The sequence below is a fragment of the Capnocytophaga gingivalis ATCC 33624 genome (assembly GCF_000174755.1).
Lineage (GTDB): Bacteria > Bacteroidota > Bacteroidia > Flavobacteriales > Flavobacteriaceae > Capnocytophaga > Capnocytophaga gingivalis.
In genome coordinates this window covers 1-19242 of the sequence record NZ_ACLQ01000034.1, presented here as the reverse complement: position 1 = coordinate 19242, position 19242 = coordinate 1, and the positions used below count along the sequence as shown (strand labels likewise).

The 19242-nt window shown below is 39.6% G+C and carries 16 protein-coding genes and 1 pseudogene; 8 read left to right on the top strand and 9 right to left on the bottom strand.

Annotated elements, in window-relative coordinates:
* Positions 1 to 3: 3 nt before the first annotated feature.
* Entirely contained in the window at positions 4 to 690 is a 687-nt protein-coding gene (locus CAPGI0001_RS11045; protein WP_002670320.1) for a DUF2461 domain-containing protein, read from the bottom strand.
* 124 nt (positions 691 to 814) lie between these two features.
* Here CAPGI0001_RS11045 and rbfA point away from each other — a divergent pair, with 124 nt between their 5' ends.
* The gene (gene rbfA / locus CAPGI0001_RS11040; protein ID WP_002670299.1) at positions 815 to 1207 is read left to right on the top strand and encodes a 30S ribosome-binding factor RbfA; all 393 of its coding nucleotides are present in this window, start codon (positions 815 to 817) and stop codon (positions 1205 to 1207) included.
* Between the two features lie 6 nt (positions 1208 to 1213).
* Positions 1214 to 2422 (top strand): ABC transporter permease, encoded by a 1209-nt coding sequence (locus CAPGI0001_RS11035; RefSeq protein ID WP_002670282.1) that lies wholly within the window; start codon positions 1214 to 1216, stop codon positions 2420 to 2422.
* A 135-nt stretch (positions 2423 to 2557) separates the two neighbouring features.
* On the opposite strand, the gene CAPGI0001_RS11030 is transcribed toward CAPGI0001_RS11035, so the two are convergent.
* The gene (locus tag CAPGI0001_RS11030) at positions 2558 to 3688 is read right to left on the bottom strand and encodes an ISAs1 family transposase (RefSeq protein WP_002670242.1); all 1131 of its coding nucleotides are present in this window, start codon (positions 3686 to 3688) and stop codon (positions 2558 to 2560) included.
* A gap of 153 nt (positions 3689 to 3841) precedes the next feature.
* Here CAPGI0001_RS11030 and CAPGI0001_RS11025 point away from each other — a divergent pair, with 153 nt between their 5' ends.
* Positions 3842 to 4903 carry a hypothetical protein gene (locus tag CAPGI0001_RS11025; RefSeq protein ID WP_002670246.1) on the top strand — a complete coding sequence of 354 codons (1062 nt, stop codon included), beginning with the start codon at positions 3842 to 3844 and terminating at the stop codon, positions 4901 to 4903.
* 368 nt (positions 4904 to 5271) lie between these two features.
* Here CAPGI0001_RS11025 and CAPGI0001_RS13480 read toward each other — a convergent pair whose 3' ends face one another.
* From CAPGI0001_RS13480 to ansB, 7 genes and pseudogenes are all read right to left on the bottom strand, one after another.
* The gene (locus CAPGI0001_RS13480) at positions 5272 to 5445 is read right to left on the bottom strand and encodes a hypothetical protein (protein ID WP_262482335.1); all 174 of its coding nucleotides are present in this window, start codon (positions 5443 to 5445) and stop codon (positions 5272 to 5274) included.
* Between the two features lie 94 nt (positions 5446 to 5539).
* Positions 5540 to 6205 (bottom strand): annotated as a pseudogene (locus CAPGI0001_RS11020) (IS630 family transposase); the annotation flags it as partial.
* A 374-nt stretch (positions 6206 to 6579) separates the two neighbouring features.
* On the bottom strand, positions 6580 to 6933 hold the full coding sequence (locus tag CAPGI0001_RS11015) for a winged helix-turn-helix domain-containing protein (protein ID WP_002670294.1): 354 nt from the start codon (positions 6931 to 6933) through the stop codon (positions 6580 to 6582).
* 162 nt (positions 6934 to 7095) lie between these two features.
* Positions 7096 to 8997, bottom strand: a complete 1902-nt coding sequence (locus tag CAPGI0001_RS11010) for a class II glutamine amidotransferase (protein WP_002670273.1) — start codon at positions 8995 to 8997, stop codon at positions 7096 to 7098.
* Positions 8998 to 9000: 3 nt separating this feature from the next.
* Positions 9001 to 9930, bottom strand: a complete 930-nt coding sequence (locus CAPGI0001_RS11005; protein ID WP_002670309.1) for a PfkB family carbohydrate kinase — start codon at positions 9928 to 9930, stop codon at positions 9001 to 9003.
* A 119-nt stretch (positions 9931 to 10049) separates the two neighbouring features.
* Positions 10050 to 11204 carry a dicarboxylate/amino acid:cation symporter gene (locus CAPGI0001_RS11000; RefSeq protein WP_002670229.1) on the bottom strand — a complete coding sequence of 385 codons (1155 nt, stop codon included), beginning with the start codon at positions 11202 to 11204 and terminating at the stop codon, positions 10050 to 10052.
* Positions 11205 to 11354: 150 nt separating this feature from the next.
* Positions 11355 to 12410: an L-asparaginase 2 gene (gene ansB, locus CAPGI0001_RS10995; protein WP_002670236.1), complete on the bottom strand. Its 1056-nt coding sequence runs from the start codon at positions 12408 to 12410 to the stop codon at positions 11355 to 11357.
* Positions 12411 to 12812: 402 nt separating this feature from the next.
* On the opposite strand from ansB, the gene CAPGI0001_RS10990 reads away from it, so the two are divergent.
* From CAPGI0001_RS10990 to CAPGI0001_RS10970, 5 genes are all read left to right on the top strand, one after another.
* Positions 12813 to 14759: a M3 family metallopeptidase gene (locus tag CAPGI0001_RS10990; protein WP_002670276.1), complete on the top strand. Its 1947-nt coding sequence runs from the start codon at positions 12813 to 12815 to the stop codon at positions 14757 to 14759.
* Between the two features lie 103 nt (positions 14760 to 14862).
* Positions 14863 to 16458 carry a peptide chain release factor 3 gene (locus CAPGI0001_RS10985; RefSeq protein WP_002670322.1) on the top strand — a complete coding sequence of 532 codons (1596 nt, stop codon included), beginning with the start codon at positions 14863 to 14865 and terminating at the stop codon, positions 16456 to 16458.
* A gap of 40 nt (positions 16459 to 16498) precedes the next feature.
* Positions 16499 to 17200, top strand: coding sequence for a DUF4197 domain-containing protein (locus CAPGI0001_RS10980; protein ID WP_002670163.1), 702 nt, complete (start codon positions 16499 to 16501; stop codon positions 17198 to 17200).
* An 89-nt stretch (positions 17201 to 17289) separates the two neighbouring features.
* Positions 17290 to 18954 carry a 2-succinyl-5-enolpyruvyl-6-hydroxy-3-cyclohexene-1-carboxylic-acid synthase gene (menD, locus tag CAPGI0001_RS10975; protein WP_040360335.1) on the top strand — a complete coding sequence of 555 codons (1665 nt, stop codon included), beginning with the start codon at positions 17290 to 17292 and terminating at the stop codon, positions 18952 to 18954.
* A partial coding sequence (locus CAPGI0001_RS10970) for a macro domain-containing protein (RefSeq protein WP_002670248.1) occupies positions 18951 to 19242 on the top strand: 292 nt, incomplete at its 3' end. The genes menD and CAPGI0001_RS10970, both read left to right, overlap by 4 nt.

Genomic DNA, 19242 nt, shown 5'->3' with positions numbered 1-19242 from the left:
TTTTTAATTATACAAAGGTTCCCCATTAGCATCTGTGGTGAGTGCTTGGGTCATAAAGTCATAAAAAGGTCGCATGGCTACAAAAGTATCTACCACTTCTTGGAAAAAGGAGTCTGCAAGCACTTGATCCAAGGTGAAATCCCGCTTGAGCAAAAACTGTTTCTTACGCAAGAAATCAATCATAGGATCGTCCTTATCGAATCCCTTGGGAGTGGTCTTTACCTCCTGACCCCATAACTGCCCTGAGAAATAACTCCTGATAGGCTCTGAATTCATTATCTGAGAAAAGTGTTCCCCTTCCTGAGCTATTTCCTGACGAATACGCAAGAGATCCTTAGGCTCAGGATTGAAAAATCCCCCACCTACAAAACTCTGTTCAGGACTTAAATGAAGGTAATAACCTCCCCTATACTTAGGCTGCAATCTACCAAAATACAGACCAAAATGCGTCTTATAAGGTGGCTTATCCTTGGCAAAACGCAAGTCATTATATATACGATATATCTTGATTGCTCCTAAGTGATCTTTCTCTTGGATAGCCGCATATACTGCCCTAAAGAAGCTATCTGCTTGACTTTTTGCTTTTTCATAATCTTTTTTGTTATCAGAAAACCATTCTCGATTATTGTTCTGAGACAAAGAAGAAAGAAAAGAAAAGATACTATTTGTTAATTTTGTTAATTTCTCCATATTCATTATAGTGTATACGTGAATTTATTTATGAAAGTGCAAAGATACAATTTTTATAATACAAACCTACAATTATTCGCAAATTATTTTTATCTTTGCATCGTTTTATGTATTTATAGCATTTATGGAGACCAATCGACAAAAGAAAATAGCAGGACTTCTGCAACAAGATCTGGGAGATATTTTAGGCCGTGCCGTACAAAATGGTGGACTCACCAACCTTATCCTATCGGTGACAAAAGTAGCCATCACGGTCGATCTAACCCTGGCTAAAGTATACATCAGTGTATTTCCCAGTGAGCAAGGCAAAGAAATCCTTAAGGCCATACAGTCCAACAGCTTCCAGATAAAGCATGAAGTGGCACAGCGAGTGAGACATCAACTGAGAAAAATGCCAGATTTGAGTTTTTTCTTGGACGATTCCCTAGAATACCTCTCCCAGATAGAGCACTCTCTCAAGGGAGAAGAAAACCCTATAGAGAATCCTGAATTGCTTATCAAACGTAAAAAATCTTAACCCCTCTTGAAAGCCTCTCTCTTTATAGCTTGGCGGTATGTACGCTCAAAAAGCTCGCAGAACGTGATTAATATTATCAACTGGATGTCCATCTTTGTGCTTATCATAGGTGGTGCCTCCCTGATGATTGTTCTGGCGGGCTTCTCAGGGCTGAGGACTTTCAGTATGTCGTTTTCCAATTATTTCGATCCTGACCTGAAAGTACTCCCAAAGAGTGGGAAAATCTTTTCCCTTACCGCCCAACAAGAGAAAGCCCTATCTCAAGAGAAGACGGTAGCTCACTATAGCAAGATCTTGGAGGAACGTGTATTCCTCAATAGCCAAGGCAAAAACTATATCGCTTATATCAAGGGAGTAGATGAAAACTATCCGAAAGTCAATGCTGTAGATAGTATCTTAGTACTAAGCCCCAAAGAGTGGCTACTTAGCGATGATTATGTAGTGGTGGGTAATATCATTGCCGAAACACTGAACTTAGGCCTCTTTACCAGCACTACTCCACTACAGATTATAGTGCCTAAGGCAGGCAAAGGAAGTATCACCTCCACCAGCACCCCCTATCGCGAGGAAACAGTGTTACTATCTGACTATTACCAAGTTACAGAGGATTTGGACAGCAAGTATGTCTTTACTACCCTATCACTTTCTCAGCGATTATTAGGCGTAAAAGAGAATGATGTATCCGCCATAGAGATAAAATTGACCAAGGGTATTTCTTCTGAAGAAGGAAAAAAACGACTTCTTTCAGTCTTGGGGAGTGATTTTGTCATCAAAGACCGTATGGAGCTTAACGAAGACTTGTACAAAATGTTCCAAACGGAGAACCTCGCCACTTACCTCATCTTTACTTTAGTACTTATTGTGGCGCTATTCAACCTTGTTGGAGCAATCATTATGATGATTTTAGACAAACAGAAGAACCTATATACTCTCTTTGCCATGGGGATGACCCTTAGTCAGATAAGGCGTATTTTCTTCCTACAAGGAGCTATTATCTCCCTATTAGGCGCCATTTTTGGGATCGGCTTAGGTGTGGGTATCGCTTGGCTTCAAAAAGCCTATCCTATGCTATATATCAACCCTAATGCAATGATCCCTATTCCCTACCCTATAGACATTCGTTGGTCTGAGATTGTAGTGGTCTTCCTTACTATACTGATTCTGGGAATCATGGCCTCTGCCATAGGAGCAAGTAGAACGAAAATTAATGATTAACGATTAATGATTATTTTTAATAGATTTTTGTTGTTGTATCTTAATTTTTCTTATCTTTTATATCCTTTTTCTTTGAATAGAATTCTATAGCCACATATAATAAGGTTTACCACAGGGTAAACGCATCAAAATTCTTTAATTAACAAGGAGTTTAGAAGGGGAAGAATAGCCACATAGTTTTCGGGTACGGTTCATACTAATTCCTCTTTGTTTACTTATCTCTTTTATTATAAAAAGTGCTAATAAGCTCATTATGTGGAAGTTCTCAACCACATTATGATTACTTTTTTGACTATGGTCTTCATTGAGCAGCACATCTAATGACCTATGTAGATTATTTTCTATTCCCCAATGTGCTCGTATAGCGCGATTTATCTCTTTTGGATCTATCAAATTCGTTATGTAATAAACGGTTTCTATGCGGGTACTTTTATCTGCTTTCTTATATACCTCACGAACTATCTTCACCAAAGTTTTTACCCCCTTCCACTTTTGCATACAGCCATCTATATCATCGTCTGTTTTTATTTCTGTAATACAATAAACCGTTCGCTTCTCAACCCTCCCATGTCCTATATCTTCTTGTGTATCAGCAGATACTGTATTTCCCCGATATTCTCTAAATTCCTTTTCTATGAACTCTAATAGTTTTTTCTGATTACCTTTTACTGGCAAGACAAAGTTACCTCCTTTTGAGAGAATCATCTCAATAACTTCAACATAAGTACCTGCTGCATCAATAGTTACCGTATTATTTTCAAGAAATAATAGCTTTATAAGATCCAGTATTGAGGATAATTCGTGTCCTTTGACTTCACTATTTATATGGTCTATAACAAAATGATGGTCAGTACAATAGGCTGAAACAATATTAGAAGGATGTGAGTTTGCTGTTTGTTTTATTCCTCTTGGTGTTTTTCCATCAATGGCGATAGTTTTACCTGTAAGAGTTTCGTAAATTGATATTATAAATTTTTTGTAAACCTCTAAAAATTCTTTGGGGTCAATTACCTGAAATACATGATTAAAGGTATCGTGAGTAGGCATTCTGCTAACCTTCAATTCTTTCCCAGAAAGTTTAGTATATAGATTTCTTAAGTCTTCGCTATGGATATTAGCATAATCTTCAATTTGCTCCCAATCATCACATCCTGATATAGTTGCATATAAGCTTACCAATAATATCAACCCTAAAGGATAATCAATTCTTCCTTGAACTCGTGGGTCTTTTACAACTGCAATAGCATTCCAAATTTCTGCACTCATAAATTTATTCCTATTTTTTTAGCAAAGATAAGAATAATTATGATAATCAGATGATTAATTTAAATTTTGATGCGTTTGACCTAATAAAAAACAGCAAAGAGGGGCTTCTCTCAAAATAAATGCTTACCTTTGCCGCACATAGCAAAACACTCTATGAAATACATATCCAAAATACAAATAGCACTTTTCCTGTCTTGCTTGATGATAAGCTGCTCTCAAAGACCAGAACCTTCCAATCCTTTCTCCGATTGGGAAAAAGAGCATCTTCGCGGCAGAGTAAAACAACTCATCACTTATCAGCAATACAGAAATGATACCTTGCCTATCATCTCAGAGTACGATACCTTAGGGCGTCTTACCTTCCGCCAAGATCACTTCAATGATGAGTTCTTTACTAAAGAAACCTTCATCTATCAGTTCCCTATATGTATCTGGGATCCTCCCTCTTATTCGAAAGATTCCCTCACAGGCCAAGACCAGATGGAATACCACGAAACTCACGTTAAAGATTTCTTAGATACACCCCTGCAAGGCAGCTTAGATGTGTTTTTCTTGTCTGAAAATCGTATCATCACCCGCAATGATGACGGACAAATAAGCCATATTGCCTATCAAGAGGGCAAAATCGTTTATTTTAATTACCAAACCAAGAACGGTAAACAATACTGCACCGAAGTCTTCTTTAATAATGGTGAAGAGGTGGTCTTCTCCCTGAAAATTGATTATGACGACAAAGGTAACCTGCAGCGCTTGCGTTCTTTTGGTGAGAAGAATACCTTAAGCTTAGAAATAGGCTACACCCCCGATAGGCAGATTAAAAGCATTACTAACTACGATAAAAACCAACTAAAAGAAGGAGAACTAAAAGAAGAAAAACTATATCACTACAATGATAAAGGACAATTAATCAAGGAAATAAGATACGATCAGTTTATAGCAGAATATCAATACAACGATAAAAATCAAGTAGTTGAAAAAACTGAATACAACACCAAGTTCCCTCTAGATCAAGCTGAAAAATACCGCTATCAATACACCCCACAAGGCGATATAAGTCGCAGAGAATTAAGCTACAAAAAAGAAGACAATACCACAGCAACCTCCGTAACTACCTACCGCTACAAGTACGACACTCAAGGTAACTGGACCCTAAAACAAACCTACAGGAATGGCAAATATATCGAACACCAAAGTAGAAAAATAGTATATTATTAGCAATGAAAAAACTTTTCTTGTTAGACGCCTATGCGCTCATCTTCAGAAGTATGCCAACCGTAGGGTTTTAGCGACACAAAGTTTGAACTGAAAAAATCTCCACCTTCACTTCGTGCGATCGCACGAAGTGAAGGTGGAGATTTTTTCAGCACATCTAAATTCTCTCCTTTACCCTTGCCCTCCTTTGATGATGTTTAAAGCGGCATCTATCAGTCGCACGTTTGAAAGCGTGTCAGTCTTCTGACACCGTTTGTTAAGCCATAAGTTGCCGTCAAAAAACGATTGTAGATAGTTCTTTCTAAGATTCTGAATGTCAACAAAGGCAAACCTCGTCAGACATCTGCCTTTGGGTTGATAAGCTATTATAGTCAAAAAGAAATGGTTTGTGAATTTATTAAACGGAAATTGAGAGTTAGAAGTGACTCTAACTCCTTTTTATAAGTATGTATATTATCAAAGAAATTCCTTATAGCATCTCGGAATTCTGTCTTGTTCCGATAGAAACCCGTATTGATTACTTTTTTTCGTAAGAATTTCCACAAGCGCTCTATTAAATTGAGGTTCGGAGAGTATGGAGGCAAGAAAAATTTGCTTGATTCTATTATCTTCTACCCAGTTTTGAAGTTCTTTATTGTGATAGTAGCGAGCATTATCGGATATAATATAAATATTTTTAGCGTTTGGATGCTTTTTAAGAGCTAATTCGTAAAGTTCTTTTGTTGATTCTGCATTAACGCATTCACAATCAAGAGCTATTACATCTGTAACATCATAAGCATTAAGTAAACCATTGATATTCAATCTATCACGCCCACTAACTGTTGGTTGTTGAAACTCTTTACCTTTCTCTATCCAAGCATAAGTGGAACGGCTGTTGTGCGTAGGATGAACACCACCGGCAAAATACACCACATCCCCTTCTTCCTTTTCTTGAAGAATTTTAGAGAGTGCTTCAACAAATAGTTTTTGTTTTAAAGGATCTGCCTCACAAGGCACTTCGGTTGTTTTCTTGTAAGAAAAACCAATTCTGTTAAGTAAATCAGCCATCCCTTGTGAAGTATAGGTAACTCCAAAAGTGTCTTTAACCCATTGAGATACTTGTTTTGCATCTGTATAAAGATGTGTGCGTAACTCTTGTTTTAAGGATTCTATTTGAAAAATATTAAGCAGACCTTGATAACCTCTATAACGATTCTCAAGGAGTTTATCTAGTCCTCCTTCAAGATATAAGGAACGATAACGATAAATAGTAGAAATATCTATACCTAAGCAATCAGCAACAAAAATAGGAGTATTGCCCATAGAAAGCATCAAAATACAAGTAACTTGGGCATAATCCGAGCGACCTTGCAAGTTGCGTTGGATCTTTCTAAGTTCCTCTATTTCTGTTGGTTACAGTCTTAGTTCCATAGACAGTGCAAAAATAATAAATTTTTTATTTATTCGCAATCTAAATTTGTTTGACTATAGATAAAAGATATAGAAGATAATTTAGTGTATTACCACCTGTTTTAAAGAAGAAATGATGAAAAAGATAAAAGTTACTTTAGAATGGGAAGATATCAGTATTTATTTTACAAACTATACCTTTTTTTAAAAGACAAAACAATTTTTAAGGAGTGGATTTTTATCTCCGAATCACACCCCCTCGAGATAAAGCTGAGTTTACTACAACTCTATGCTTCCTTCCAGCCTGTAAAACAGCCATTTTCACCTTTGCTATACTGCTTTAGGCTTTCATTTACATCCTTAAAAAGTTGAAGAATGTTACGACCTTCTTCAGTGAGTATACTATGCCCACCAGCTTTTCCTCCGGCTTCTTTAGCAACTATCTCAAAAGAAGAGTCTCTGTTCATTTCCTGTATCATTCCCCAAGCACGGCGATAAGGCATATTGAGCACCTTTGCCGCTTCTGAGATAGAACCTAATACATCTATTTGTTCCAAAAGTAATGCTTTGGCAGCATTGATCTCCAGACCTGTATCGGTTTCTATCCAGATGTTCCCTTTTATTTTTAGATTATTTTCCATATGTTCTTATGCTAATTTGGTTTTTAAATAACTACTTTTAGCTGATAATCAAAGATTATCTTATCGTTAAAATTCACTGCAAAGGTACACATTTTATTTGGAAAAAACAATTGCTTTTTGGATCATTATTGTAAAAAAATGTTATATAATTCTTTATAAATATTAATAAGCCCTTTCCTTATTCCCTTCATAGAAGTTGATATAGGCTTGATTGACCACCCGATTACCGCCTACAGTTGGGTAATTTCCTGTAAAGTACCAGTCTCCTAAGTTCTTAGGGCAGGCCTTATGGAGGTCTTCTACACTTTGAAAGATAATATCCAACTGACAAGTCATAGTCTCAGGGCGCAATAGTTGGACAATCTTCTGGGCGAGCTCTTCTGAGGTGAAGGGCACATATAATTCTTTTACATAGTTGACAATCTCACTATCAGGCTTATGTTTCTGAGCTATACATTTGTGGTAGATCTGTGCCACTATATCATAGGTACCTCTATCTTTGTGTAGTTCCAAGGCAGCATCGAAGGCGATCAAGTCCTCCAAACGCGCCATATCTATTCCATAGCAGTCTGGATAGCGGATCTCTGGAGCGGAAGAAAGTACTACAATTTTCTTAGGTTCTAAGCGGCTGAGGATATTAAGAATACTCTTCTTCAGGGTGGTACCACGTACTATACTATCGTCAATAATTACTAAATTATCTTCATTGCGACGTACAGCTCCATAGGTAATGTCGTATACATGGGCAACCATGTCCTCTCTTCCAGAATCTTCAGTGATAAAGGTACGCAGCTTTACGTCCTTAACCGCGACTTTTTCTATACGAGGGCGCACAGAGAGAATTTGGGTCAGCTGGGACTCACTAAGAGTATTACCCGCCTGGAGTATTTGCTGTTTTTTTTGTTGGTTAAGATGCTCTGATACGGCTTCTATGAGTCCATAGAAGGAGGTTTCTGCAGTATTGGGTATATAGGAGAATACAGTATTGGTAAGGTCGTTCTCAATAGATTTGAGTACTTTAGGAAGCAATAGGGCTCCTAGTTTCTTTCTCTCTCTGTAGATTTCTTGATCACTACCACGGGAAAAGTATATACGCTCAAAGGAACATGCCTTGCGTTCTGTAGCTGGGAGTATTTGTGCTATTTGGGTTGTAGCATCATGCTTGATAAGGATAGCTGCCCCTGGAGAGAGTTCTTCTACTCGTTCAAAAGGTACATTAAAAGCCGTTTGTATCACCGCTCGTTCGGAAGCTACTACAACTATTTCCTCGTCCTTATAATAGTAAGCAGGTCGTATTCCTGCTGGGTCTCGGATCACAAAGGCATCTCCATGTCCTACAATCCCAGCCATGGCATATCCTCCATCCCAGCGAGTGGCTGCTCTTTGGAGTACTCTGATCATATCAAGCTGCTGAGCTATCAGTACTGAAGCTTCTTTCTTACTAATTCCTTCTGCCTTGAGCTTTTGGTAACATTCCTCTACTTCTGTATCAAGGAAGTGCCCTATACGCTCCATCACGGTAATGGTATCTGTCTTAGCTATAGGGTGTTGTCCTAATTCTACTAATTTATTAAAGAGTTCATTAACATTGGTAAGGTTGAAGTTTCCTGCTAAGATAAGGTTGCGATAGTTCCAGTTGTTTTCTCTAAGGAAAGGATGTACATTTTCTATACTATTCTTACCAAAGGTACCATAGCGTACATGTCCTAAATATACTTCTCCCAGATAAGGGACAAGCCGCTTTAGTTGGTCTACATCTCCCTTAAGGGTTGGGTTTTTCTCTAAAAGGTCGTTGATATGTTGGTTTATCTGCTTGAAGATATCTTGTATAGGTTGAGCATCATTGGAGCGTACACGTGCAATATAGCGCTCTCCTGGCTGCATTTGTAGCTTGACAGTAGCAATTCCTGCCCCATCTTGCCCACGGTTATGCTGCTTCTCCAAGAGAAGGTACATTTTGTGTATCCCGTAGAAGGGGGTACCATATTTTTCTTGGTAATAGGATAAGGGTTTTAGCAAACGAAGTAGCGCGATTCCACACTCGTGCTTGATAGCATCACTCATAGGTTAGACAACTTTTATATCAAATTGAGTTAGTTCCTTTAGGGAGAAGAGGCGGCGTAGCACTTCTTCTTTATTGATGGTCAATAGCTTAGACGCCCCCACCTCTTCCACACAGAAAGAGGCCAAGACAGTGGCATAGACCAATCCATTTTTCATATTTTCGAAAGAAATATCTCCCGTTTGTGCCATATAACCCACAAAGCCTCCTGCAAAAGTATCCCCTGCCCCTGTGGGGTCACATACTTTGCACAATGGTAAAGCGGGGGTATAGAAGCTCTTATCCTCATGAAAGAGCATTGCTCCATGTTCTCCTCTTTTGATGATGATGTAAGTAGCTCCCATTTGCTGTAGTTTTTCTACAGCTTTGAGCAAGACTTTCTCTTGGGTAATGGCAAAGGCTTCTTGGTCACTTACGGTAAGCACATCTGTCTTTTGGATGACTTCTTTGAGCTGTTCAAAGCTATGGTCTATCCAATAGTTCATTGTATCGGAAACAATGAGACTTGGAGGAGCAACAAACTGATCTAAGACCTCTAGTTGCAATTGTGGATGTTGGTTTCCTAAGAGGACAAAGGAAGCATCCAAAAAGTGTGATGGTAGTTTAGGGATATAGTCCTGTAAAACACCATCCTGTGTCTCAAGGGTCTCCCTTTCATTCATATTTTCATAATAGCGTCCGCTCCAAAAGAAAGTCTTCTTCCCTACTCTCTTCTCCACTTGAGTAATATCTATCTCTCTCTCTGAAAGTATTTGCAAGAAAGAAGCTGGATAATCCTCTCCCACCACGGAGACTACGGCTTGTTCTATATCGAAAATAGCACTTGCTAAAGCGCTGTAGTTAGCGGCTCCTCCCATAGTGCGTTCTACCCTGACAAAAGGGGTCTCTATAGTATCAAAAGCCAATGTTCCTACTGTAAGTAGCTTATTGTTCATTTCCTGAAAAAATCCATTTTCTAAATAAGGTACAAAGATACTACTTATTTTTGAAATAGCAATCTTTTTAATGTGTTTTTAGTTTTTGAATTTTCAGCTACCCAACTCATAACTCACAACTATTCTTTTATAACTTTCTGTACAATAAGTGCTACAGCACCATCTCCTGTCACATTACAAGCTGTACCAAAGCTATCCATAGCTACATATAGGGCGATCATCAGTCCCTGCTGTATCTCCGAGAAACCTAACATTGAGGAGAGAATTCCTAAGGAAGCCATGATAGCGCCTCCTGGTACTCCTGGAGCTGCGATCATAATGATGCCAAGCATTGGAATAAAGCCTGCAAAAAGTTCTATATCAAAGGGCATGCCCTCCATAAGCATCAAGGCTATAGCGCAAGCGGTGATTTTCATTGTACTCCCAGAAAGGTGTATGGTGGCACATAGGGGGATGACAAACCCTGCTACTCGCTCGGATACGCCTAATTGTATCGCCTGACGCATCGTAATAGGAATGGTCGCTGCCGAGGACTGTGTGCCTAAGGCTGTTGCATAGGCTGGCAACATGGTCATCAGAGCTTTTATAGGATTCTTTTTGGTGATACTCCCTGCTATAGCAAACTGAAGGAGAAGTAGCACCACATGCATCACAAAAAGAATTCCTATGAGCTTGAAAAATACTCCCATCACAGCCACTACCTTACCCTCAAAGGTGATCTGGGCAAAGATACTCATGATATAGTATGGTAATACAGGGATTATCGCTTTGGCTATTAGCCAACTGACAACCTCTCCAAATTCCTTGATGACTTCTACAAATACGGAGTGTTCCCTTATAGACAGACCTATACCTATAACAAAGGAGAGCAACAGAGCAGTCATCACATCCATCACAGGGGGCATAGGAACAGTAAAGTAAGGAAGTGCTAATATGCCTTCTCCTATATCATCCATCTTTTGCCCTTCTAAAAGAGAAGGAAAGAGCGCATCGGAGACAAAATAGGTAGAAAAACCCGAGAAAAGGGTAAAGGAATAGGCTATAGCTACCGTAACCAAGAGCATCTTTCCAGCACTCTTGCCCAAGGCACTGATAGAGGGCATTACCAGCCCCATGATGATCAGGGGTATTGCAAAGCCTAAAAAATTCCCAAAGATTCCTTTGAAGGTAAGTAGTATCCTATAGAACCACTCTGGGGCTATCTTTCCTACAAGTATCCCCAATACAATTCCACAGAATACCCTGAATAATAAGTTTTTGTATATTTTTTTCATTTAGGTAAAAGTAAGCTATTATTAACATTTGTATTATCTCTATACACCAGCAAAAGTCTCTTTAATTATAAAATAAGGTAAAAAGGGCGTAGAATTTTCTCTACACTTTTTACCTTATCAAAAATATCAATCAAACATAATTATTACATGTTACATTTGGTTAAAATACTGTTGTATTTGTTGCCAATCCTTAGTTTTGGTAAGAGCCAACATAAGGAGTACACGTGCTTTCTGAGGGTTAAGTCCCTGAGAGGCTACAAAGTGATATTTAGCATCATCTACTTCAGCATCCTCTGTGGTAGCTCCAGTAGGTACACGAGAAGAACGTACTATCTGAATACCTTTTTGTTGTGCTTTGACAGCCAAATCAAAAATAGTATGATAGAAATTTCCATTTCCTACTCCAGCATGCACAATACCATCGAACTTAGCATCGATAAAAGCTTTCATAGGAAGTTCGGATGCATTGGAATAGCTGTATACGATACCTACTTTAGGAAGCACTTTTAGGTTGTCTACATAGAAAGGAGACTCTGTGGTATGTTTGTTGGTAGGGGTACGACCAAAAAATATTTTCCCATTGTGGATATAAGCCAAAGGTCCATAGATAGATCCTTTGAAAGTGTCTACTGAAGTTGTATTGCTCTTGATTACATCCTTCGCATCCAGAACAAGGTCGTTCATACATACCATAACTCCACGTCCCTGAGCATTCTTATCAGCAGCTACAGCTACTGCATTGTATAGGTTCAAAGGTCCATCGGCACTCATACCTGTTGCAGGACGCATAGCTCCCACCAATACTACTGGCTTAGCACTGTGCACTGTAAGGTTCAGAAAATAAGCAGTCTCTTCCATAGTATCGGTACCATGGGTGATTACCACTCCATCATATCCCTCTTTGTTGAGCAACTCATTGATACGCTTGGCCAATTTGAGCCATACGTCATCATTCATATCTTGAGAGCCTATTTTTACAATTTGTTCTCCTGACACATCAGCCAAATCTCTCACTTGAGGAACAGCTTGCAGAAGTTGATTAATTCCAAGTTCCCCTGCTTTGTAGTTAGTTTCTGTTGCTGACTTACTTACTCCTGCTATAGTCCCTCCTGTAGCAAGAATACGCACCTTTGGCTTTTGTGCCAAAGCTACCACCGACATCATTACCAATAATGTAAGGGCAATTTTTTTAAATGTTTTTCGCATCTTGTATATTAATTATTTACTTATTTGATAATCAATATAATTATGATTAAAATCAACCATCAAATCCCTCCATTTTATCCTCTTAAACAAGGACAAAGATACACTTTTCCCTTGGATTACACAAAAAGAAAAATACTTTTTTTCATTTTTTCTAAAATATTTTTTTATTATAGCTGAAACTGAATTAGTTAAATAAACAATATTTTTTATCTTATTCTCTTCTATATATGTAAAATAAATGTTAAATAAATATATTTACCTTATAACTATTTTTTTGGTACAATTTTTGATATGGCAAAAGGTTTATGAGAAGTGAAAAAACAAAATTAGTAAATAGTGAATAATGAAATAAGGTTCACTTGTTTTTTTGATTTCCATAATAAATAACTCAAAACTTGACAAATGTCTTTATTAGAAAAAACGGCACTGCCTTACCAAGCTCCTTATTTCTCTCAAATAAAAAGTGAGGATTTTGCTCCTGCATTACTTGAGGCTATGGCCCTACAACAGCAGGCTATTACGGCTATTGTTCAGCAAACAGCTCCACCAAGCTTTGACAATACTGTCCTTTCCTTGGAAAAAAGTGGAGAAGCACTGCTACGTGTAGCTAATCTTTTTTTTGCCCTTGCAGGAGCTGATACTAATGAAGTATTGCAACAAACCGAAAAAGAGATCTTACCCCTATTGGCGGCCAATGAAGATAGCATCTATCTCAATGACAAGCTTTTTGAGCGTATAGAGGTATTGTATCAACAACGCGCCTCACTGTCACTCGATAGCGAGTCCCTTAAACTCTTGGAACACTATTATGATCTTTTCTCCCTACGAGGGGCTAACCTTTCTCCTGAGAAGAAAGAAGCCCTCAAAGAGATTAATAACCGCTTAGCTTCTCTGGAAAATGATTTTAACTATAATACCTTACAAGCACGCCACCAGGCAGCTCTTTCTATAGAAAAAGAAGAAGACTTAGTTGGACTTTCTCCTGAGGAGCAAAAAATGCTTCTTCAGGAAGATGGTTCTTGGAAAATCGCCTTGACCAATACCACTCAGCAGCCTTTGCTCTCTCAGCTGGAAAAGGAAGAAACGCGTCACCGCCTCTTTCAACAGTCGTGGAATAGGGCTTCTCAAGGGGCTTTCTCTACTGAAAATATTGTATTGGAAATCATCGCGTTGCGTCAGAAGAAAGCAACGCTCTTGGGTTATGATAACTATGCGCAATGGTCTTTGCAAAAAAGTGTAGCCAAAACTCCCCAGACGGTTATGAATTTCTTTGAAAGACTCCTAAAGCCTACCTTTGAAAAAGTAGCTAAGGAGGTAGCTTTTCTCAAAGACTTTTCTGGAAAAGATCAAATAGCACCTCATAACTGGGATTACTATGCTGAAAAGGTACGTAAAGCACAATACGACTTGGATGAGAACCAACTCAAGCCTTATTTTGAACTTTTCAATGTATTGGAAAAAGGGGTTTTCCATGCTGCTACTGAGCTCTATGGAATTACCTTCAAGCACCGCACAGATCTTCCTGTATACCACCCTGATGTGGTTGTATATGAACTCTTTGAGGCCGATGGATCTCCTTTAGGACTCTATTATGGAGATTTCTATACTCGTGAAAGCAAGCGAGGAGGTGCTTGGATGAGTGAGCTAGTAACTCCCTCTAAACTCTTTGGACAGAAACCTGTGATATATAACGTATGTAACTATACTCCTCCTACTCAGGCGCTTCCTTGTCTACTTTCCTTCTCTGAGGTAGAAACACTTTTTCATGAGTTTGGCCATGCGTTACATGCTTTCTTTGCCGAGCAACAATATGCTACCCTTGCCGGTACTGCTGTAGCTAGAGATTTTGTAGAATTTCCTTCTCAGTTCAATGAGTATTGGGCACTCCACCCCGAAGTACTCCCTCACTATGCTCGCCATTATCTTTCGCAGGAAGTCATCACCCCTTCACTGATAGAGAAGTTAAAGGCTTCTCGCGACTTCAATCGTGGGTATGCTTTTTGTGAGGTCTTGTCTTCTGCTTATTTGGATATGCAGTGGCATACCCTTCCTGCCTCGGCTCAAGTTACCGAGGTGGCTGCTTTTGAGAATGAGGCTATTAAGCGTTTCCCTAAGGAAGTCCCTGTACGTTATCGTTCATTCTATTTCTCTCATATCTTTGGTGGGGGCTATGCCGCAGGCTATTATGCATATCAGTATTCAGAGATATTAGCCGAAGATACCTATCACTGGTTCGAGTCACACGGAGGTCTTACGCGCCAGAATGGGGATCGCTTCCGATCACTAATCCTCTCCAGAGGAAATACTATGGACTATCAAGAAATGATGAAACTAATGATTAATGATTAATGGTTAATGATTAATTCTTGTAAAAACTAACAACTGACCTCTGATCACTGACAACTGACAACTGACAACTGAAAATTAATAATTAATAATTGACAATTAAAAAGTGTCCTTAGAACAAGAAATTAGCAAGCGCCGTACTTTCGGCATCATCTCGCACCCTGATGCGGGAAAAACAACCCTGACCGAGAAGCTGCTCCTCTTCGGGGGAGCTATCCAGGAAGCGGGAGCAGTCAAGTCCAACAAGATCAAGAAAGGAGCTACTTCTGACTTTATGGAAATAGAGCGCCAAAGGGGAATCTCTGTGGCTACCTCTGTCTTGGCTTTCACTTACAAAGATCATAAGATAAACATCTTGGATACCCCCGGTCACAAGGACTTCGCCGAGGATACCTTCCGTACGCTTACTGCTGTGGATAGTGTCATCGTAGTGATCGATGTGGCCAAAGGGGTTGAGGAACAAACAGAAAAACTCGTAGAGGTATGTCGCATGCGCAATATTCCTATGATTGTTTTTATCAATAAGCTCGACCGCGAAGGTAAGGACGCCTTTGATCTCTTGGACGAAGTGGAACAGAAGCTAGGGCTTCGTGTAACTCCCTTGAGCTTCCCTATCGGAATGGGATACGACTTCAAGGGAATCTATAATATATGGGAGAAGAACATCAATCTCTTCTCTGGAGATAGCCGCAAGAATATCGAGGAAACTATTGCTTTTGATGACGTCTCCAGCCCTGAACTGGAGGAGCTTATCTCCTCTCAATCCGCACAGCGCCTACGTGAAGACTTGGAACTGGTTTATGAGGTTTACCCTTCCTTCGATCGCCAAGCCTATCTCAATGGCACCCAACAGCCTGTTTTCTTTGGCTCTGCTCTGAACAACTTTGGAGTAAGAGAACTCTTGGATTGTTTTGTAGAAATAGCTCCCTCTCCCCTACCCAAGGCTAGCGATGTACGGATAGTACAGCCCAATGAGAAGGGTTTTACAGGCTTTGTATTCAAGATACATGCCAATATGGACCCCAACCACCGTGACCGCTTGGCTTTTGTCAAAATCGTATCGGGTACTTTTGAGCGCAATAAACCTTACCTACATACACGTTTGGGCAAAAAACTCAAGTTCTCCAGCCCTAATGCTTTCTTTGCTGAAAAGAAAGAGGTTGTGGATATTTCCTACGCTGGAGACATTGTTGGGCTACACGATACCGGCAATTTCAAGATTGGGGACACCCTTACCGAGGGGGAAGTGTTGCATTTCAAGGGTATTCCAAGCTTCTCTCCTGAGCATTTCCGATATATCAACAATGCCGATCCGCTCAAGTCCAAACAGTTGGAGAAAGGAATTGACCAACTTATGGACGAAGGGGTAGCACAGCTCTTTACCTTGGACTTCAACGGAAGAAAAGTCATTGGTACCGTAGGAGCGCTCCAGTATGAGGTGATCCAGTACCGCTTGGAACACGAATATGGGGCCAAGTGTAGTTATGAGAATTTCCCTATTTTCAAGGCTTGTTGGGTCGAAGAACCTGAAAACCCCAAAGACCCTGATTATCTCGACTTCCTCCGCGTAAAACAAAAGTACTTGGCTCGTGATAAACAGGGACAATTGGTCTTCTTGGCCGATTCCGCTTTCTCTATCGAAATGGTCAAACAAAAATATCCTCAACTCAAGCTACACTTCACTAGTGAGTTTGATAAGTAGTAATTGGACTCTAACACCTTAAACCTTAAAAAATAAAAAAATGAAAAAAATTGTTTTATTAGTAAGCAGTCTTTTCTGCCTCAATAGCTGCGCTGACTTGCAGTCTATTATGAACAACACTCAACAAACAGGAGCTTTGTCCTCTTTAGATATTTCTAATGGACTCAAACAAGCCTTGGAACTAGGTATCTCCCAAGGAGTGGATTTGCTTAGCCAAAAAGATGGTTATTATGGCAGTTCTTTGGCCAAAATTCTTTTCCCTGAACCACTCCAAAAGGTGGACAAGACCCTAAGAAGCATTGGGCTGGGAAGCCTTGCCGATGAGGGAGTAAAGCTACTGAACCGTGCTGCTGAGGATGCAGTAACTCAGGCAAAACCTATCTTTATTAATGCTGTAAAGAATCTTTCTTTCTCCGATGCTACAGCCATCCTTACTGGCGGAAAAAATGCCGCTACTGAGTATCTGAAAAATACCACTACTCAATCTTTAGTACAGGCTTTCTCTCCTAAAATTGAAGCCTCTCTAAGCAAAGTAGGTGCTGATCAGGTATGGAACAATATCATTACTAAGTATAACTCCATTCCTTTGGTAACCAAAGTGGAACCTAACCTCACAAGCTATGTGACTGAAAAGGCTATCGATGGACTTTTCTTACAAATTGCTCAAAAAGAGGAGGATATACGTACTAATATCAGCTCAAGAACGACACCTTTATTACAAAAAGTTTTTGCTAAACAATAAACACAAGTAAAGAGTGAAAAGTGAAAAAATTTTCACTTTTTCACTCTTCATTTTTCACTCTTGATTTTTTCACTCAATTTATTTTCGTTTTGTTTCCCGAGATTCCCTTAGCCCAACAGATACTCCTTGCCTGCAAGGCAAAAGGTATCCGACATATAGTCCTCTCCCCTGGTTCACGCAATGCTCCACTGACTATTGGCTTTGCCAGTGATGCTTTTTTCACCACTTATAGTATAGTGGATGAGCGCTGTGCGGCCTTCTTTGCCCTAGGCTTAGCCCAACAGCTCAGAGAACCAGTAGTAGTGGCCTGTACCTCTGGTTCAGCATTGCTCAACTATTATCCTGCGGTAAGTGAGGCCTTTTACAGTAATATCCCTTTAGTGGTCATTAGTGCCGACCGTCCTGCCTCCAAAATAGATATAGGCGATGGACAAACCATTCATCAGCCTCATGCTCTAGCGGCTCATACCGCTTACAATGCCAATCTATCTGAGGAGAATAAGGCGCTTTCCTTCAACGAATATCTGCTCAATGAGGCGCTGAATACCGCTGCTCTCAAACTCTTGCCTGTACATATCAACGCTCCTTTTGAAGAGCCTCTATACCGAACCCTACCCGCTCCTACAGTGACTTTTCACAATGAGATAGGAATAAAAAAACAAATACCCCTAAATTGTGAAAAATTACTCCAATTCACCAAAGACTGGATCTACCCTAAGAAAATGGTACTCATAGGAGTATTGCCTCCTGATGCTATGGCTCAAAAATGGATCGATTGGCTCCAGAAGGATCCTTCTATCTTAGTCCTTACCGAAAGTACGGCTAATGTAGTAGCGGAATCGTTTGTTGGGATGATTGATACTTTCCTTTCTCCTATACAAAAGAGAAATCTCCAAGAACTATTGCAGCCTGATGTGCTTATCTCTATAGGGGGGATGGTGGTTTCTAAGAAAATAAAAGAGTTTTTACGCCAGTACCCTCCCAGAGCTCACTATTATATAGATGAGCAGGTGGGCTATGATACTTTTTTTGCCCTTACCCATCATTTCAAAACGGATATTAATACTTTCTTAGAGGCTGTCACCCCTGAGCTTCCTCTTGTTAGCTTTGATTACAAGGGTGTTTGGCTACCTATCTATAAGGAAACTCTTGCCAAGCGTTCTGCTTTCTTAGCTCAAATCCCTTTCTCGGATATGGCCGTATATCAAGCTATTCTTGAGCAAATCCCTACTCCCTATCATATACAAATTAGTAATAGTGCCCCTATTCGCTATGTGCAACTTTTCCCCGCCAAGGACGGATGGGAAATCTTTTGCAATCGTGGTACTAGCGGAATCGATGGCAGTACTTCCACTGCCATAGGCGCTAGTGTGGTACAATCCTTACCTACTTTATTGATTACAGGCGATTTAAGTTTTTTCTACAATAGCAATGCTTTATGGTGCAACTATATTCCTAAAACCCTAAAAATCATCATCGTAAACAATGGGGGTGGGGGCATCTTCCGCATCTTACCAACAGATAAGGAAACGTCTTTCTTTGAGACTTTTCAAGAAACAACTCACTCTCTTACCGCTGAGTATCTCTGTCGTATGTATGGGATTACTTACCTACAAGCAGAAAACAAAGAATCCCTTACTGAAGGCTTAAAAATACTCTTTTCTGATCATGAAAATCCTATCCTCTTGGAGGTTTTTACTCCTCGAATGCTCAATGATACCATACTCAAAGATTATTTTAACACTTTATCATGACTGAAATAGAATACATAAAAGCTGATGCTACCCTACCTCAAAGTGAGGGAAATATCATTATCACACATATATGCAATGATATAGGAGGCTGGGGAAAAGGCTTTGTCCTTGCTCTATTCAAGCGATGGAAAGCTCCTGAAGAGCAATATCGAAAGTGGTATCAAGAGAAAGATGGCTTCGCCTTAGGTGCTGTCCAGTTTGTACAAGTGGAAGAGCTTATATGGGTGGTCAATATCATTGGACAGCATAAGATACGAAAAGATGAAAAAGGACTCCCTCCTATTCGTT

Coding starts and splice junctions, on each gene's coding strand:
- CAPGI0001_RS11025 (WP_002670246.1), top strand. CDS start 3,842: ATGAAATACATATCCAAAATACAAATAGCACTTTTCCTGTCTTGCTTG.
- CAPGI0001_RS11010 (WP_002670273.1), bottom strand. CDS start 8,997: ATGAGTGATGCTATCAAGCACGAGTGTGGAATCGCGCTACTTCGTTTG.
- CAPGI0001_RS11005 (WP_002670309.1), bottom strand. CDS start 9,930: ATGAACAATAAGCTACTTACAGTAGGAACATTGGCTTTTGATACTATA.
- CAPGI0001_RS10990 (WP_002670276.1), top strand. CDS start 12,813: ATGTCTTTATTAGAAAAAACGGCACTGCCTTACCAAGCTCCTTATTTC.
- CAPGI0001_RS11030 (WP_002670242.1), bottom strand. CDS start 3,688: ATGAGTGCAGAAATTTGGAATGCTATTGCAGTTGTAAAAGACCCACGA.
- CAPGI0001_RS11000 (WP_002670229.1), bottom strand. CDS start 11,204: ATGAAAAAAATATACAAAAACTTATTATTCAGGGTATTCTGTGGAATT.
- CAPGI0001_RS11045 (WP_002670320.1), bottom strand. CDS start 690: ATGGAGAAATTAACAAAATTAACAAATAGTATCTTTTCTTTTCTTTCT.
- ansB (WP_002670236.1), bottom strand. CDS start 12,410: ATGCGAAAAACATTTAAAAAAATTGCCCTTACATTATTGGTAATGATG.
- rbfA (WP_002670299.1), top strand. CDS start 815: ATGGAGACCAATCGACAAAAGAAAATAGCAGGACTTCTGCAACAAGAT.
- CAPGI0001_RS10980 (WP_002670163.1), top strand. CDS start 16,499: ATGAAAAAAATTGTTTTATTAGTAAGCAGTCTTTTCTGCCTCAATAGC.
- CAPGI0001_RS11015 (WP_002670294.1), bottom strand. CDS start 6,933: ATGGAAAATAATCTAAAAATAAAAGGGAACATCTGGATAGAAACCGAT.